The following is a 14,331-nucleotide window of genomic DNA, read 5'->3' as shown; positions in this document are numbered from 1 at the left end:
TCCGCTCACACGTGAGCAGGAAGGTTTTCCTTCTTTGAGGCGTCCTGGATGAGCCGGGTGCTTGGCACTCCTTCCATCCAGGTATGGAAGTAATTGGCGTTTTTCCCATAGGAATTATCAATGACCGTGTTTTCTTTTTGAAGAAGAGAAGACAAGATGTGGCCGTGCAGCCTTGATGTTTCCACCGATTCGTAACGGCTGAAAAACCGAATGGCTTTTTTGACGATATAATCCGAGTATTTTCCCCATATATACGCAATAGGCAAAGGGTTGCCCGCTTTTTTGTTCAGGACGTTGAGCGTTTGCAGAAAAGCGATCGTCCGGCGGTCTGAAGCTGACAGGACCGTGCGCCAGTCGTAGCTCTCCGCTTTAGCGTGTTCCTGAAGCTCCTGGTTTGCTTCATGATCTGTTCGGATAAATCTCAGCTTTTGATTAGACGGCTGCTGCGTGGGAATGACGGGAAACAGCTGATGAGCCATATCAGGCAGAAGCTGAATGTGATTTCTTGAAAAATAAGCCTGTGCCGTAGCATAGGAGGCTTTTTCCCTTGTCATGATGTGGAGATTCGCATGCTTAGAAAATATCTCCGCCGTCCGCTTGAGGTTGTCTTTGTTTTGAAAATAAATCGATTGCGGCAGGATCACAATTTTGTGGTTCGGATAGGTTTGGACGATTTTTTCTCTAAAGCCTTGATAATACGGATACAAATCCCCGAAGTTGCCGCCTCCCTGGCAGACGATGATGAGATTTGGATCCAGCTTTCGGCCGACGGGAAAATTGTCGGGATTCCAGCGTTTTCTGACCCGGATTCCGTGTTCTTTAAAGAAAGCTTCTGTTCCCTTCATAATAAATAAATCCCCTACATTTCCGTATAGAGGATAGTCGGCGTATATGATTTCGGATTGTTTCGGAATGACGTCGAGCAGCCCAGACAGTTTCTGTTTCAGGCTGATCATCGAATGCTTGCTGTCCATTTCTTCACCTCGGCATTTTGGAATAAGTGCAGTAGCACGTCAATGACCCGATCTTGCTCATCTTCTGTCATATTTGACCCGGATGGGAGACAGATCCCTTGCTTGAAAAGCTCTTCGCATACGCTTCCTGTATCTTCATGGGAATGAAATAAAGCCGGATCGAACAGCGGCTGGGTATGAAGCGGCTTCCACAGCGGACGGGCTTCAATGTTTTCTTCAGCAAGACGTTGAACTACGTCATAGGGGCTGAGCCCGTTATCAAGTGTGAGCGTGGTGAGCCAGCGATTGGATACGCCTGCTGCGCACTCCGGCATAAAGCGGACGCCGTCTATGTGACCGAGCGCATTTTTGTATCTAGTGAAAATGGTCCTTCTTTTCTCTACGCGCTCATCCAGCACCTCAAGCTGAGCAATGCCGACACCGGCTAAAATATTGCTCAGCCTGTAATTATGCCCCATTTCACTGTGCTGATAATGAACAGCCGAATCTCGAGCCTGCGAAGCGAGAAATCTTGCTTTTTCCATTGCGGCTTCATCATTTGAAACGAGCATCCCTCCGCCTGATGTGGTGATGATTTTGTTCCCGTTAAATGAATAAATGCCGAAGCGCCCGAATGTCCCGCTATGCTTCCCTTTGTAGACTGTTCCGAGAGATTCGGCTGCGTCCTCAATGACAGGAACTCCGTATGCATCACACAGGCTTACGATGTCATCCATTTTCGCGCTCTGTCCATAAAGATTGACGGAAATCACCGCTTTTGGCAGAGTTCCGTTTCTTTTCGCTTCCTGCAATGCTCTTTCAAGGGCTTTCGGCGACATATTCCATGTGTCAGGCTCAGAATCAATAAAGACGGGCACCGCTTTTTCATATAAAATCGGATTGGCGGTTGCTACAAATGTGAAGGACTGGCAAAACACGCTGTCTCCTTCTTTTACCTCAAGCAAACGCAACGCCAGATGAATCGCAGCCGTTCCAGAGCTGACCGCAGCTGCTGCTTTTACACCGACGCGTTCTGCCAGCTGTTCTTCAAATAAATTCACGAGCGGCCCAAGCGGCGCGATCCAGTTTGAGCGAAAGGCTTCCGAAATATAGTGCTGCTCCCTGCCGCTCATGTGAGGGGGAGATAAGTAGATTTTTTTATGCATAGAATCATCCTTTGTTTGATGTTTGAATGGAAGAAATGATGCGTGCCGGTGCACCGGCCGCCGTTACCCTGTCCGGTATGGAACGGATTACCGCAGAGCCGGCGCCGACAATGCTCCAAGCCCCGATTGTAAGCTGCGGTATGACGGACGCACCGGTTCCAACGTGAGCGCCTTCCTGAACGGAAACCGCTCCTGACAGTGTGACACGCGGGGACAGATGAACGTAATCGCTGATTTGATTGTCGTGCTCTGCCACTGCGCCCGTATTGATGATGCAGTGGGCGCCGATTCGCGCATCCGCCTGAATGATTGCGCCCGCCATGATCACTGTCCCTTCCCCGATAGCAGCCGATTTGCTAACGATGGCTGACGGGTGAATCAATGTAATAAAATCATCTTTCTTCAGTCCCAGTCGCTCAGTCAGCTGTTTTCTGACACTGTTATTTCCAACAGCAATCAAAAACAGCACATCGGGAATGAGCCTGCGCAATTCACTAATGGCTTCCGGCGGGCCTGTGTACCATTCTTTTCCGCCTTCGAACATTTTGAATTTATCATCCAGCACCGCGGCTAAACGCGTATCTGTGCGGGCGTTAATCAGCTCTCTGATCACCTTTCCGTGTCCGCCGTCACCCACAATGGCCACGTTTTTCATGAGGACACATCTCCGCTTCCGGTAAACCGTTCCGCGGTCACATGGTTGGTTTGCTGAATCCCTTCTGAAACAAGAACCTTTCGCACCGTCAAACATAGAATTTTCAAATCGAGAAAAAATGATCGGTTGTCAACGTACCAAACATCTAATTCAAATTTCTTTTCCCAGGAAATCGCGTTTCTGCCATTGATTTGCGCCCAGCCTGTGATACCCGGCTTCACCTCGTGGCGCCGGGCCTGTTTTTCTGTATAAAGGGGCAGATAGTCCATCAAAAGCGGCCGCGGCCCGACAAGGCTGAGATCGCCCTTCAGAACATTCAGAAGCTGCGGAAGCTCATCAATGCTTAGCTTTCTGATCAGCCTGCCTGTTTTCGTCAGCCTAACTTCATCGGGCAACAGATTTCCTTCACTGTCCCGTTCATCCGTCATTGTCCGGAACTTATACAGGGTGAACGGTTTGCCGTGCAGGCCCGGTCTTACTTGCTTAAAGAAGACAGGTGATCCTATTTTCAGCCTGACAACGGCGATGGTGAACAAAATGATCACACTCGTACAGCACAACAAAAAAATGGCGGCCGTCAGATCAAAAAGTCGTTTCAGGATCAAAGATTCACAGCTCCTTTCGTTTTTCGAAACCGTTTTAGTACCAGCTGTCTTTCCTCTTTTGTACAAACGAGCATAAAAGCGAACACAGCGTAGCAAAAGCTGACTGTCACTCCCGTCGCTATCAGTGACGTCCAGCCGTCAATCTTCACAACAAACTGCATGGCCTTACAGACCGTCCAGGCAAACACAGCGGCTGAAAGAGGCCCGATGATGCCTTTAAAGAACACGTGCTTTTTGCAGCCTGTAATGCGGGATACAAAAAGCGGCGTAAAGATGGCATTTTTTAAAATAAGAGAAATGGCCCCTGCCAACGTTATGCCGTACAGACCGAGATGAGCCGGCCCGCTCAGCGTGACCGCCAGCACCACATTCACCGCACCTAACAGCAGGGTAACAATCGCCGGTGTTTTTTGTTGATTAAAAGCGGTCCATATATAAAACAGCGGCATAAAGGCGAGGCTGACAACCAAGTATCCGGCATGAATAAATAAAAGCGGTGCTATCGTTGAAAAGGACGGTCCGAGCCAGATTGTCAAAAAAGGTCCCGCCAATCCGCCCAATAAGGCAGCAGGAAGTGCAAGCAAAAGACCATTGAGCCTTACTGCCTTATTGGCGTAATTCATCAACCCTTCCATATCGCCTTTTGAATAATATGAAGTCATGATAGGCGCAAACAGGGATGCGACCGTTCCGGCCAAGCTGCGCAAAAGCAGCGGAAACTGGATAATCGCCGCGTATTTCCCGGATGCGGACGCTCCAAGCATCAAATTGGCGGTTAACAGATCAATCTGCAAAAAAAGCAGGACGCCGATTTGATTGACGGAGCTCCATGCGCCCGCTTGAAACAGCTCCTTGCTTGTGCGGAATGAAAGATCTTTCATACGGAACGAAAACCATGGAATCAGCTTTTTGAAGAAATAGAAAGACAGCACAGACGCGATGACAGCACCAGCTAAAGCGGCAAGCTGGATCTGCCAGATTTTTGGCGCAAAGCATGCAAACAGGAGCAGCACAGACAGCACGCGTACAAGCATTTGCACCGCCTGAATGGAACTTGTGATGTAAAGGCGGTTGGCATAAAATGGTGCAGCCCCGAAACCAGCCGTCAGAAACGTTAAGATAAACAGCAGACTGCCGATCAAAATCGACACACGCACATCAGCCAAAAGCGCTTGCGGCACATTCATGACGCGGTCAACAAAAAAAGCCGAGCCCGCAAGCGGCAGCAAGAGAAGCAATGAAATCAAAACAGAGGCCGCTAAATAATTGCTGATATACGCATTTGCTTTCTCCCGCTCTCCCCTGTGGGCAGCAACAGAAAAGAAGCGAACGACAACCGAGCTGAGAGCCACGGTGATAATCGAAAAGTAATTAATCACATTTTGTGTCAAGTGAACAAAGCCGAACGCTTCCACACCGAGCGTTTTGACAATAAAAGGCGTCATCCAAACCGACAGGAAAACAGACAAGAGAAAAGCCGTAAGATTCGCGCTGAAGTTTATCGTGAATTTCATGCCTGCTTCGCACTGCCTTTCATCGTCCTCCGCTGCTCGAAAAACAGCTTGATGAGAAAAGTGAGCCGCCATTTACACAGTGCCAATATCAAACGCTCTCCTCTTAATAAGTTCTCATGCTGAAACGGTGTATGTCTGACAGCCTGCTGCACCATGTCATAAGATAAAATCTGTCTGATCTTCTTTTTGATGTCTTTCGGCGAATTCGGAGAAGCACAGGCATTTGCAAAAAGCATCGGAAGCTGGTGCCTGCAAATGTACACATTCAGATCTTCTTGGCATGCGCCTGCTAAGCCATAGTGATTGTAGAATGCGATTTTAGCTTGATATTGTTTTTGAAGATGTTCATCCATCGCCGGCTTATAAGGAATTTCTGTCAGGCTGTTCGGGTTTTCACGATAAATGTACAATCCTTCATCAATCATTTTCACCCGCTCCGCTTCGCGAAAAGCGAACAAATTGAAGGGAGAGTCTTCAGCAAAACGGATGTCTTCCTCAAACATCAGATTCGCCCTATCAAAAAGCTCACGGCGGTAAAGATAACGCCATACATACCAGATAAATCTCGTTTCGTGAGCATATTTAAGCCATTCAGTCATTTCCGATTTTGTCAGCACGCGGTTTGCCTCAAGCTGCGGCGCCACATATGTCCGCCTGTCCGGTGACTGCTTGTAAAAACCGCATCCGGCGATGTCGAGCTGATTTTGCTCCGCTTCTTCAGCCAGTCTCTGGAACATGGCGGAAGATACATAATCGTCTCCGTCTACAAAACCGATGTAAGTGCCCCGCGCGGCCTTTATTCCCGTATTTCGCGCTGAACTAAGCCCGCCGTTAGATTGATGAATGACCCGGATTCTCGCATCCCGTTTTGCATAGTCCTCTGCAATTTCGCCTGACCGATCCGGTGTTCCGTCATTCACAAGGATGATTTCAATATCAGAAAGCGTTTGGCAACGCAAAGAATCCATGCACTCCCCTATAAATGGTTCAACATTATACATCGGGACAATAATGCTGACGAGCGGGGTCATTGTGCTTCACCGCTGATTTTGTCACGCAGACCTTTAAAATACACATCTCTCGGAAAGCCGCCATGGGGTGTTTCTTTTGTTAAAAGCTCATTGACTGCGGCTGTTACACGCTCCGGCTCCGGAAGTTCAATCAGCTTCATGAATGGGATGTCTTTGAGCCATTGATAGCCTTCCATCACCTTATGGTCGAAGGAGCGAATAACAACACACGGCGTTCCTGTCAGCGCGCAAAAAATCATGCCATGAAGCCTGTCTGTGACGACGGCTTCTGCGCTTTGCAGCTTAGACCACAGTGCTTCAAGCTCTTGTTCCCGTGTATCGCGGCTGACCCGGCGCCCGATCGTTGTCGTAAAGGATTTGATCTCGCCGAATTCCTCATATAGCGCAGCTTTGAGCCGGTTTCTCTGCTCCTTCTGAAGCACGCTTTCCTGGTCCTCGCGCAAACACATATAAACCCCTTCGCGCTCTGCGGGGGTCTTGCTTCTGTCTAAATACAGCACCATGTCAGGCTGCTTCAAAATTGTTTTTTCTTGAAAATGCTGTTTCATAAATTGATACGTTGTTTCATCCCGTGCCATCAGCAACAGGCCCGGGTGCGAATTATAAATTTTCTGTGCCCGCTTCAGCTCTTTGCGCCCTTTTTTCGTGTCGGAAAAATGAGCCGTTGCCGGAAGCTGGACAACCCGATAGTCATGAAATGTTTTAATGATGAAGCGGCGCGTCCACTCCTCATAACGGTATAAATCCCCCATGTTTCCGCCGCCGATGATAAAGACCATATCCTCCGGATGGCGCGAGCGGATCAGGTTTTTTGCTGATTTGTAAATGTCCTTCATATCGACCTCGATGATGTCAAAGTCCTGGTATTCTTGCTCAAGAAATGTCTTGCTGGCATAAGCAATTGCGTGATCTCCCAAATTGTCATGTGACGGCAGCAGGGTCAGTATGATTTTTTTCTGATGTGCTGCGGCCTTTACCGGCTGTGCTGCGGCCTTTACCGGCTGGTCTGCCGCTCCCAGCCAATATTGGGACGGGTATTTGACCTTAAGCAGCAGCCATTCTGCAAAATTAATTTTCAACGATTGTAACGACATGTCCTCACCCTCTGTTTCTCATTTTGTACTCGATCACCCGCTGATACACAGCCGATGCCATCGCGACGAACGGAATCATTCTGTATTTCGCCATCAGAAGCAGGCATGACCGTTTTGCGTCAAAAGGCGCTGTCCCCGTTTTTGAAAGACTTTCTTGAAACACCGGGTCCGCGCATATCACGCCAACATTTCTAAGCTTTTCAAACAGCCTGCGGCTGCCGCTCGTTTTCCATTCATTCAGCATACAGATGCTGCTGTGAAGAACGATAAAGGTATCAAGCTCCTTGCGGTACTCCTCCAGTTTGTTGTTCTCCTGTAAAAACGCCGCATTCGCCTCATACAGCGCAAGCCCTGATTCAAACAGTTTTTTCTGATAGCTCTGCACAATGGAGGAAAGGTGAATTCGGTAATGATAGAGCGGCGCTTTTACGTAGGATACCGAGCGGGCGAAAAAATGAGCCCTGAAGCTGAAAAACTGATCCTCGACATGCTCCAGCTCGCCTCGGAGCGGAAACGACAGCCGATGGGCTTCAATCATGCTTCTTCTGTACAGTTTGTTCCATGAAAACCCTCTGACCTTCCCTTCGAATAACGCCTTGATATAATGCTCCTTCGGCTGATCCTGATAGGTTTGGGCAATGTCTGAGTCCATGGTTTTGCCAGTATCCTCAAACTCCGCGGCGTAATTGCAAATGACCAGATCAGTTTCATCGCCTGCTGCGCGGAGCATCTGCTCGCAATAATCAGGCTCGATCCAATCGTCTGAATCGATAAACGCGATAAATTCGCCGCGTGCAGCTTCAATGCCTTTATTCCGAACCGCACCGAGCCCCTGGTTTTCCTGATGAATCACCTTAAACCTGTTGTCCATTTTGGCGTATTCTTCCGCGATATCCGGGCTGGCGTCAGCTGAACCATCATTGACGATGATGATTTCAATATTGTCCACTGTCTGGTTCCGCAGTGATTCGAGACACGTTCTGATATATGTTTCTGTGTTATAAACAGCGACTAACAGACTAACCGCAGGTGTTTCCATAATGACCGGCTCCTCGTGCATAAATTACCGGGAAAAAATCGTTCTGTAAGGCAGAACCGATGAATCGACCGGCATAAGCAAATAACTGTAAAGAAAATAACAAACAACGATAGCAATATAGATAAGAGCGTTCGATTTTTCATCAAATATCCTGACGAAATAAGGGACTAGGATCATTTGATACAGGCCGAAATAAATATTGAATCTGGCAAAAATCACGTCCTTTGTGGCCAAAAGGCCGAACAAAAAACCTAGCAGGCACAAATTGACGACAATATCAATTTGCGGCCACAGACTCCGCAGTCGTTCTTTATAGCAAAATGCAAGGAACAGCGGCAGAACCAAAACAGCGATTTTGATCACATTCATTCCATTTGTGTTTGTCATAAGCCATTTTTCATAATGGCTGTATGAGCTGTTTTCAAGTACAACGACAAACACAGAAATAAATTTTTGATATAAAAAGGTCATGCCGAGAAATAAAGCGGATAGGCCGAATATCGCCGGAGACCAGGCTTTTCTTCTGACAATAAAGTACACTGGAATCATAATCAGCGCGGACGAATGAAAGAGCGAGCTGACCAGCACAATCAGGAAATATCGCTTCCAGTTCCCGCTGATGATATAACGGAGCGCCCAAAACAAAACAGCTGCCACCATGTATTGCCTGATGCCGTTAAAAGACGCGTAATAATGAAAGGTTCCCAAAAATAAAAAGACACTCAGCTCAAACGGCCTGCCATAGTCGGCGAGTGTCTTCATAATAAAGCTATAGGTCACGACCGCAACCGTAAAATACATGATTTGCGGATCTTCTGTGATAAAATTCATCAGCCAAAGGAGTGCGGTAAACCCCGGATCTGTCGCTGTTTTCGCTGTGCCGAAACCGAATATCTGCCACACATTTTGATAATCGCCCGCCAATTCGTACAGCAGCGTGTACGTCTGAAAATCCGTGCCAACTCGATAGCGGAGGCCTGACACGAGCACAAGTGAAGCGAGCGGAATCCAGATCACAAGCTTATTCGGCCGATACCCCGTGGCAAGCGAATCGTCACGGCCGCCGCACATTTTAGCGAACCAAGACCAAACAAATACAATCCCCATATTGACGGCATATACAATCATCGGTTATTGTCCTTTTCCGTGCGGATGTTGTATACATTCAGCAGCGCTCCTACATTTTGCTGTGCATCGTAGCCAAGTTGGGCGAGTGTTTCCTTGATGAGCTCGCGCTTCGGCCTGCCTGCGGCGGCCGCTCTTGCAATGGTTTCAGCCCAAACGCTGATCGGCTCAGAGAGACTTAATCTTGTGACAAGCCCGAGCCCGGCGTCGACTTTTTCTGTAATGCTGTCTGAAATGATGCATGGAAGCCCCGACGCCTGTGCTTCCACAAGCACAACCGGCAAGCCTTCGTACAGAGAAGGCATAACAAATACATCGAATGTACGCATCAATTCATGAATGCGGTCTTCAGTGCCTAAAAAGAGAACCTCTGACAACAGATCCTGCCGCCGCGCCTCCTGCTCTATCTCCCCTCGCAACGGCCCGTCTCCTGCGAGAACAAGCTGAAAGCGAACGCCTCTTTCTTTGAGATGTGCGGCAAGCTTCAGGAGAAACGCATGGTTTTTCACTTCATGAAACCGGGCCACATGGCCAATGATGAGCCGGTCAGCTGCAATACCGCGGGCTGTTTTTTCTTCATCAGCCGCCTGCCCATTTGGGGCGAACAGCTCAAGATCAATCCCGTTCGGAAGGAGGTGAACACGCTCCCGCTCCATGTTGGACTGTCCAAATAAAAACCTGCCCGCATCCTCTCCGCAGGCACACAGCGCTGTCGCATTCGCCAAGATGAGCCGCCTGAACACCATCAGCTGCAAGCGATCCTTCCAATTGAAGCCGGTCTTCCAAGACGTATTGTGGGAATGGCAGACCCTAATCGGCACTCCGGCGAGCCTTGCCGCAAGAGCGATAAAACCCGTTTGGAAATCTGTATGCGCATGAACGGCGCTGAACGGCCCGTTTTCTTTTATCGCGTTACTCACATTCCTCACAAATGTAAGGGGATTGCTTTGCCCAATGCTCGGGACATAAAAAAGCCGCCCGCCTAAGGATAAAATCTCTTCATCGTAAGCGCACGGATCATTTCGATACGTTAAAAAATCAAATTGTACTTTGCTTCTGTCCATTTTCCGATATAAATTCATCACCATGGTTTCCGCGCCGCCCCTGTTCATGCCGCTGAGAACATGGAGCACGCGTTTTTGGCCGCTATTCATGCTTGACAAGCCCTTCCTTTTGGTTCATTACCCTTTTTTTGTGGTAGCGATTCATCACGGCTGGAGGCATAAACGCGCGGATTAACGGTTTTGCGATATATATGTAATTAGATACAGGAAGCTTCAAGCGTCTGCACGCCTCATAGACAAGAATGGCATTGTCAATCGAATACGTAAATGACCGCCGTTTGAATGCATCGCTGTCTTCCCTCACTTTATACAAGGCTTCCTGAAGATTATAGCCCCTGAAGCCCTCTTCAAAAAAACGAAGCCACAAATCGATATCCTCCATTCGTCTCGTCCTGCGCACCGATCGGTAGCCTTTCAGCGTGCGGTAGGCACTCGCTCTCATCATAATCGTGCCGTGGCAAAATGGGGTCCCTTTTGCCATGACGCCCGGCTCCGGAACAGAAGGCAGGATGCGGGTGCCTCTTACGCCAAATTCATCAAACACAAGCATGCCGGTGCCAACCACCTGATAGTGGCGGTGTTTTTCTAAAAACGCGACCTGCTTTTCAAGACGGCGCGGAAACGAAAGGTCATCTCCGTCCTGACGTGCGATATAATCGCCTGTCGCATGCGAAAGACAATGATTTAATGATGCGGCAAGCCGCTTGTTTGTTTTGTTTCGAATCAGTTTGATGCGGTCGCTGTAATGCGCGGCATACTGCTTCGCGATGCGGAGCGTGCCGTCTGTTGACGCATCATCGCACAAAATCAGCTCCCAATTTTTATAGGATTGGCTGAGTATGGATTCTATGCTTTCTGCCAACGTGCGCTCGCAATTATAAATGCCCATAATGACAGAAACTTTCGGTCCTGAGTTCATATGCTTTTCTCCTTTGTATCCATATCCATGTACGCGGAATAAATATCTGCCATTTCTTCCACCGTTCGCGCCTCCGAAAAGCGCAAGGCTGTTTTTCGGCCTTCCTGTCCCAGCTTTCGGCAGAGTTCCGGCTTATGGTAAAGCTGTTCAATCCGGCGGGCAAAAGCAGCACTGTCACCGATTTTGACCAGAAAACCGTTTTCTCCGTCGCGGATGATTTCCCGATGCCCGCGGTTATCTGTGGCGATCGCCGGTTTTTCCGCCGCCATTCCCTCAAGCACATTCATGCCGAGGCCCTCTCTCATGCTGGATGCGACAGATACATCTGCAAGCTGAATCAGCTCATGTATGTCGCGGCAAAAGCCGTAAAAACGGACATTGGCGGAAGCGCCAAGCTTTTCAGCTAACGTTCGATACGTTTGTTCCATTGCCCCTTCCCCGGCAAACACAAGGCGGAGCGAAGGAATGTTTTCTTTCAGCAAGGCTGCGGCTTCAATTAACAGCTTCTGATTTTTGTTCACATTAAGCTCAGCCGGATAAACCAATATAAAATCATCTTCACGGAATCCGTGTTTTTCTCTGAGTCTTTGCTGCTCTTTCGGGCTAACAGGCCGGAAACGCTCGGTATTGACGCCAATGCCGTGTATTTTCTGCGTCCTTCCGCCCGGCCTTTGAAGTCCTTTCGCCCGTGTGTAATCCTCTTCATTGATCGTGATCAGGCAGTCCGTATATGCTGAAAGCCACTTTTCGACCGGATAGTATAGAAGCCAATTTTTCATCGGTGCCCCTTTGCAGAAGTGAAAGCCGTGTGCTGTGTACAGCACCTTCGTTCCGCACCGCCGCGCCTGCCGCGCCGCCAGCCTGGCGAGAACGCCGCCTACCGGTGTATGGCAATGAACCATGTCGTATTCATGGGTGTCGATCACTTTCTTCAGCTGCCTATAAACGGACAGATTCTGAGGGTGAAATGGTGACCTGCGAATCGGGATGGAGAATTTCTCATCCACATACGGCAGCTTGGTTTGTCCGCTCGCGGCGACATGAACCTCCCAGCCCATTCGCTTGAACCATTTAAAATAAGGGAGGTGAAAGGCCTTAAAATGATAATCAACAGTCGCGCAAAACAATATCTTTTTCGTCATTTTCACTCCCCCTAATGAACACTGGCAGCCGTCATGTTGTCTGATGTATTGATTGCCGCAAACAGCCTCGCTCTCAGGTCGGCTTCCGACAGTTCAGTGAAATCCTCGATAAAGCGCATCAGCACCGGCCAATCGCCGTCTACCGCTTTGCCGATATGAATTTTTGGAAAGACTTGTTCAGCGTGGACTTCATTTTTGTTCAGTAATTCTTCATACATTTTTTCGCCGGGACGAATGCCTGTGAATTCGATTGGAATCTGCTCGGTCGTGTAGCCTGACAAATGAATGAGGTTTTTGGCCAGATCCACAATCTTTACGGGCTCTCCCATATCGAGAACGAAAATCTGGCGCCCTTTCGCCAATGCCCCAGCCTGAATCACAAGCCTTGATGCCTCGGGAATCGTCATGAAATAGCGGGTCATTGCCGGATGTGTTACTGTCACAGGGCCGCCTTTTTCAATTTGTTTTTTGAAAATCGGAATGACGCTGCCGCGGCTCCCGAGTACATTGCCGAAGCGGACAGCGACAAATTTGGTACTGCTGACTTTTCCAAGATTCATAATAATCATTTCCGCGAACCGTTTTGTCGCCCCCATTACATTGGCTGGGTTCACCGCTTTGTCTGATGAAATCAGCACAAATGTCTCAGTTCCCGACATATCGGCTGCTTCCGCGACATTTTTTGTTCCGATGATATTGTTTTTGACCGCCTCTTCAGGATTGTGTTCCATTAAAGGGACATGCTTATGGGCAGCTGCATGGTAGACAACATGCGGCTCGTACTTTTTCATTAAGGTAAACATTTTATCGCGGTCCTGCACATCAGCGATTTCCGTATGGAGCACAATGTGTTTGCCGAATCGTCCATTCAGCTCTGTATAAATCGAATGAATGCTGTTTTCCCCATGGCCGAGCAGAATGATTTCCTTAGGCAAAAACGCGCTGATCTGCCGGCAGATTTCCGAGCCGATTGATCCGCCCGCTCCCGTGACGAGAACTGTTTTTCCTTTGATGCGGTTTGAAATTTCGCTAGTGTCGAGAGTCACCGGCTTTCTGCCAAGCAAATCCTCAGCTTTTACATCTCTGATTTGTCCGGCAGTTCGTGTGCCGAGCAGCATTTCATCAAAATGAGGCATAATTTTAATGCTAACTCCGGTTCGCACACATTCTTTATATAACACCTGAAGCTCATGGGTGCGGAGTGAAGGAATGGCAATAATAATATAGTTAATTTTGAGCTTTTGCACCGCAGGCATGATACTTTCTTTTCCGCCGATTACGGGCAGCCCCATGATTTCTAATTTATGTTTCGTTTGGTCGTCATCAATAAAAGCGACAGGTATGATATCAGGTTCATCTTTGGAAAGCAGCTGCCTGACCATCAGAGTCCCGCCTGAGCCCGCCCCGATAATCAGCGCGCGGGATGAGGCGCAGCGTTTTTTTCTAATGCTTTCGTTTAATACTCTGGATAAAATACGCGTCCCTCCAATGGACAAAAGCTGAAGCACCCAGCACGCGGTTAACAGACGGAAGAACATCGTATGATACACAGCATACTGAATGACGCCGGTCACAGCGGCGGAAAGCGTAATGCCCTTAAGCAGGACAAGCAGCTCGCCGATCCCGGTGTATGTCCACACCTGTTTATACTGATTGAACAGGAAAGCACACACATGATAGCTGAGGAGCAAGCTGACAGCGGTAAGCAGTAATGCTCCGGAGTCATAAAATTGATAGGAATCTTTTAAAAATTGATATCCTGCAATAACTGAATTTAAAACGAGGTAAGTATCCAGCGCAATAATCATTGACAGTCTTCTCCGGTAACTCAACCTATTCCCCCCTAATTCTTTTATCGGTTTAGCTGCGGCGGTTTTCGTCTCTCCAAAACATCGGCAGCAGCTAAACCGATAACACGTCCTATGTATATATCAGATAAGTGGGCATTTAACCCATCCTCACGCCCCGCCAGCGACGACCAGCATCTAAGGCAGCAACTTCAGCTGCCCACAGCAGAGCCGAGT

At 48.5% G+C, this 14,331-nt stretch carries 13 protein-coding genes; all 13 read right to left on the bottom strand.

What is annotated here, in order from left to right; genetic code table 11:
• Positions 1-5: 5 nt before the first annotated feature.
• Genes ACQXR1_RS02525 through ACQXR1_RS02465 form a run of 13 tightly spaced genes read right to left on the bottom strand, consistent with a single transcriptional unit; the run spans position 6 to position 14,139 of the window.
• Entirely contained in the window at positions 6-974 is a 969-nt protein-coding gene (locus tag ACQXR1_RS02525) for a polysaccharide pyruvyl transferase family protein (RefSeq protein WP_069838689.1), read from the bottom strand.
• On the bottom strand, positions 953-2,119 hold the full coding sequence (locus ACQXR1_RS02520; RefSeq protein ID WP_430771681.1) for a DegT/DnrJ/EryC1/StrS family aminotransferase: 1,167 nt from the start codon (positions 2,117-2,119) through the stop codon (positions 953-955). Before ACQXR1_RS02520 ends, ACQXR1_RS02525 begins: the two co-directional genes overlap by 22 nt.
• Before the next feature lie 4 nt (positions 2,120-2,123).
• The gene (locus ACQXR1_RS02515; RefSeq protein WP_416722637.1) at positions 2,124-2,774 is read right to left on the bottom strand and encodes an acetyltransferase; all 651 of its coding nucleotides are present in this window, start codon (positions 2,772-2,774) and stop codon (positions 2,124-2,126) included.
• Positions 2,771-3,379: a sugar transferase gene (locus ACQXR1_RS02510; RefSeq protein WP_014480945.1), complete on the bottom strand. Its 609-nt coding sequence runs from the start codon at positions 3,377-3,379 to the stop codon at positions 2,771-2,773. Before ACQXR1_RS02510 ends, ACQXR1_RS02515 begins: the two co-directional genes overlap by 4 nt.
• Positions 3,376-4,893 (bottom strand): MATE family efflux transporter, encoded by a 1,518-nt coding sequence (locus tag ACQXR1_RS02505; RefSeq protein ID WP_430771680.1) that lies wholly within the window; start codon positions 4,891-4,893, stop codon positions 3,376-3,378. The genes ACQXR1_RS02510 and ACQXR1_RS02505 overlap by 4 nt, the downstream gene beginning before the upstream one ends.
• On the bottom strand, positions 4,890-5,924 hold the full coding sequence (locus ACQXR1_RS02500) for a glycosyltransferase (RefSeq protein ID WP_430771679.1): 1,035 nt from the start codon (positions 5,922-5,924) through the stop codon (positions 4,890-4,892). The genes ACQXR1_RS02505 and ACQXR1_RS02500 overlap by 4 nt, the downstream gene beginning before the upstream one ends.
• Positions 5,921-7,018: a polysaccharide pyruvyl transferase family protein gene (locus tag ACQXR1_RS02495; RefSeq protein WP_430771678.1), complete on the bottom strand. Its 1,098-nt coding sequence runs from the start codon at positions 7,016-7,018 to the stop codon at positions 5,921-5,923. Before ACQXR1_RS02495 ends, ACQXR1_RS02500 begins: the two co-directional genes overlap by 4 nt.
• A gap of 4 nt (positions 7,019-7,022) precedes the next feature.
• Positions 7,023-8,057: a glycosyltransferase family 2 protein gene (locus tag ACQXR1_RS02490; RefSeq protein ID WP_430771677.1), complete on the bottom strand. Its 1,035-nt coding sequence runs from the start codon at positions 8,055-8,057 to the stop codon at positions 7,023-7,025.
• Between the two features lie 24 nt (positions 8,058-8,081).
• A complete protein-coding gene (gene epsG / locus ACQXR1_RS02485) occupies positions 8,082-9,185 on the bottom strand; it encodes a biofilm exopolysaccharide biosynthesis protein EpsG (protein ID WP_430771676.1) in 1,104 nt (367 codons plus the stop codon).
• A complete protein-coding gene (locus ACQXR1_RS02480; protein WP_430771675.1) occupies positions 9,182-10,336 on the bottom strand; it encodes a glycosyltransferase family 1 protein in 1,155 nt (384 codons plus the stop codon). Before ACQXR1_RS02480 ends, epsG begins: the two co-directional genes overlap by 4 nt.
• Positions 10,329-11,165 carry a glycosyltransferase EpsE gene (gene epsE / locus ACQXR1_RS02475; RefSeq protein WP_430771674.1) on the bottom strand — a complete coding sequence of 279 codons (837 nt, stop codon included), beginning with the start codon at positions 11,163-11,165 and terminating at the stop codon, positions 10,329-10,331. The genes ACQXR1_RS02480 and epsE overlap by 8 nt, the downstream gene beginning before the upstream one ends.
• Entirely contained in the window at positions 11,162-12,307 is a 1,146-nt protein-coding gene (locus ACQXR1_RS02470; protein WP_430771673.1) for a glycosyltransferase family 4 protein, read from the bottom strand. Before ACQXR1_RS02470 ends, epsE begins: the two co-directional genes overlap by 4 nt.
• 11 nt (positions 12,308-12,318) lie before the next feature.
• Entirely contained in the window at positions 12,319-14,139 is a 1,821-nt protein-coding gene (locus ACQXR1_RS02465; RefSeq protein ID WP_430771672.1) for a polysaccharide biosynthesis protein, read from the bottom strand.
• Between the last annotated feature and the right edge of the window lie 192 nt (positions 14,140-14,331).

Origin of the sequence: Bacillus sp. ATD (assembly GCF_050585765.1) — a bacterium.
Classification (GTDB): domain Bacteria; phylum Bacillota; class Bacilli; order Bacillales; family Bacillaceae; genus Bacillus; species Bacillus stercoris.
The sequence above is the reverse complement of the archived record's forward strand: the minus strand, read 5'-3'. Positions and strand labels throughout refer to the sequence as shown.

What these genes read in the sequence shown, in the direction of transcription:
- ACQXR1_RS02525 (WP_069838689.1), bottom strand. Translation starts at nt 974, where the DNA reads ATGGACAGCAAGCATTCGATGATCAGCCTGAAACAGAAACTGTCTGGG.
- ACQXR1_RS02520 (WP_430771681.1), bottom strand. Translation starts at nt 2,119, where the DNA reads ATGCATAAAAAAATCTACTTATCTCCCCCTCACATGAGCGGCAGGGAG.
- ACQXR1_RS02515 (WP_416722637.1), bottom strand. Translation starts at nt 2,774, where the DNA reads ATGAAAAACGTGGCCATTGTGGGTGACGGCGGACACGGAAAGGTGATC.
- ACQXR1_RS02505 (WP_430771680.1), bottom strand. Translation starts at nt 4,893, where the DNA reads ATGAAATTCACGATAAACTTCAGCGCGAATCTTACGGCTTTTCTCTTG.
- ACQXR1_RS02500 (WP_430771679.1), bottom strand. Translation starts at nt 5,924, where the DNA reads ATGACCCCGCTCGTCAGCATTATTGTCCCGATGTATAATGTTGAACCA.
- ACQXR1_RS02495 (WP_430771678.1), bottom strand. Translation starts at nt 7,018, where the DNA reads ATGTCGTTACAATCGTTGAAAATTAATTTTGCAGAATGGCTGCTGCTT.
- ACQXR1_RS02490 (WP_430771677.1), bottom strand. Translation starts at nt 8,057, where the DNA reads ATGGAAACACCTGCGGTTAGTCTGTTAGTCGCTGTTTATAACACAGAA.
- epsG (WP_430771676.1), bottom strand. Translation starts at nt 9,185, where the DNA reads ATGATTGTATATGCCGTCAATATGGGGATTGTATTTGTTTGGTCTTGG.
- ACQXR1_RS02480 (WP_430771675.1), bottom strand. Translation starts at nt 10,336, where the DNA reads ATGAATAGCGGCCAAAAACGCGTGCTCCATGTTCTCAGCGGCATGAAC.
- epsE (WP_430771674.1), bottom strand. Translation starts at nt 11,165, where the DNA reads ATGAACTCAGGACCGAAAGTTTCTGTCATTATGGGCATTTATAATTGC.
- ACQXR1_RS02470 (WP_430771673.1), bottom strand. Translation starts at nt 12,307, where the DNA reads ATGACGAAAAAGATATTGTTTTGCGCGACTGTTGATTATCATTTTAAG.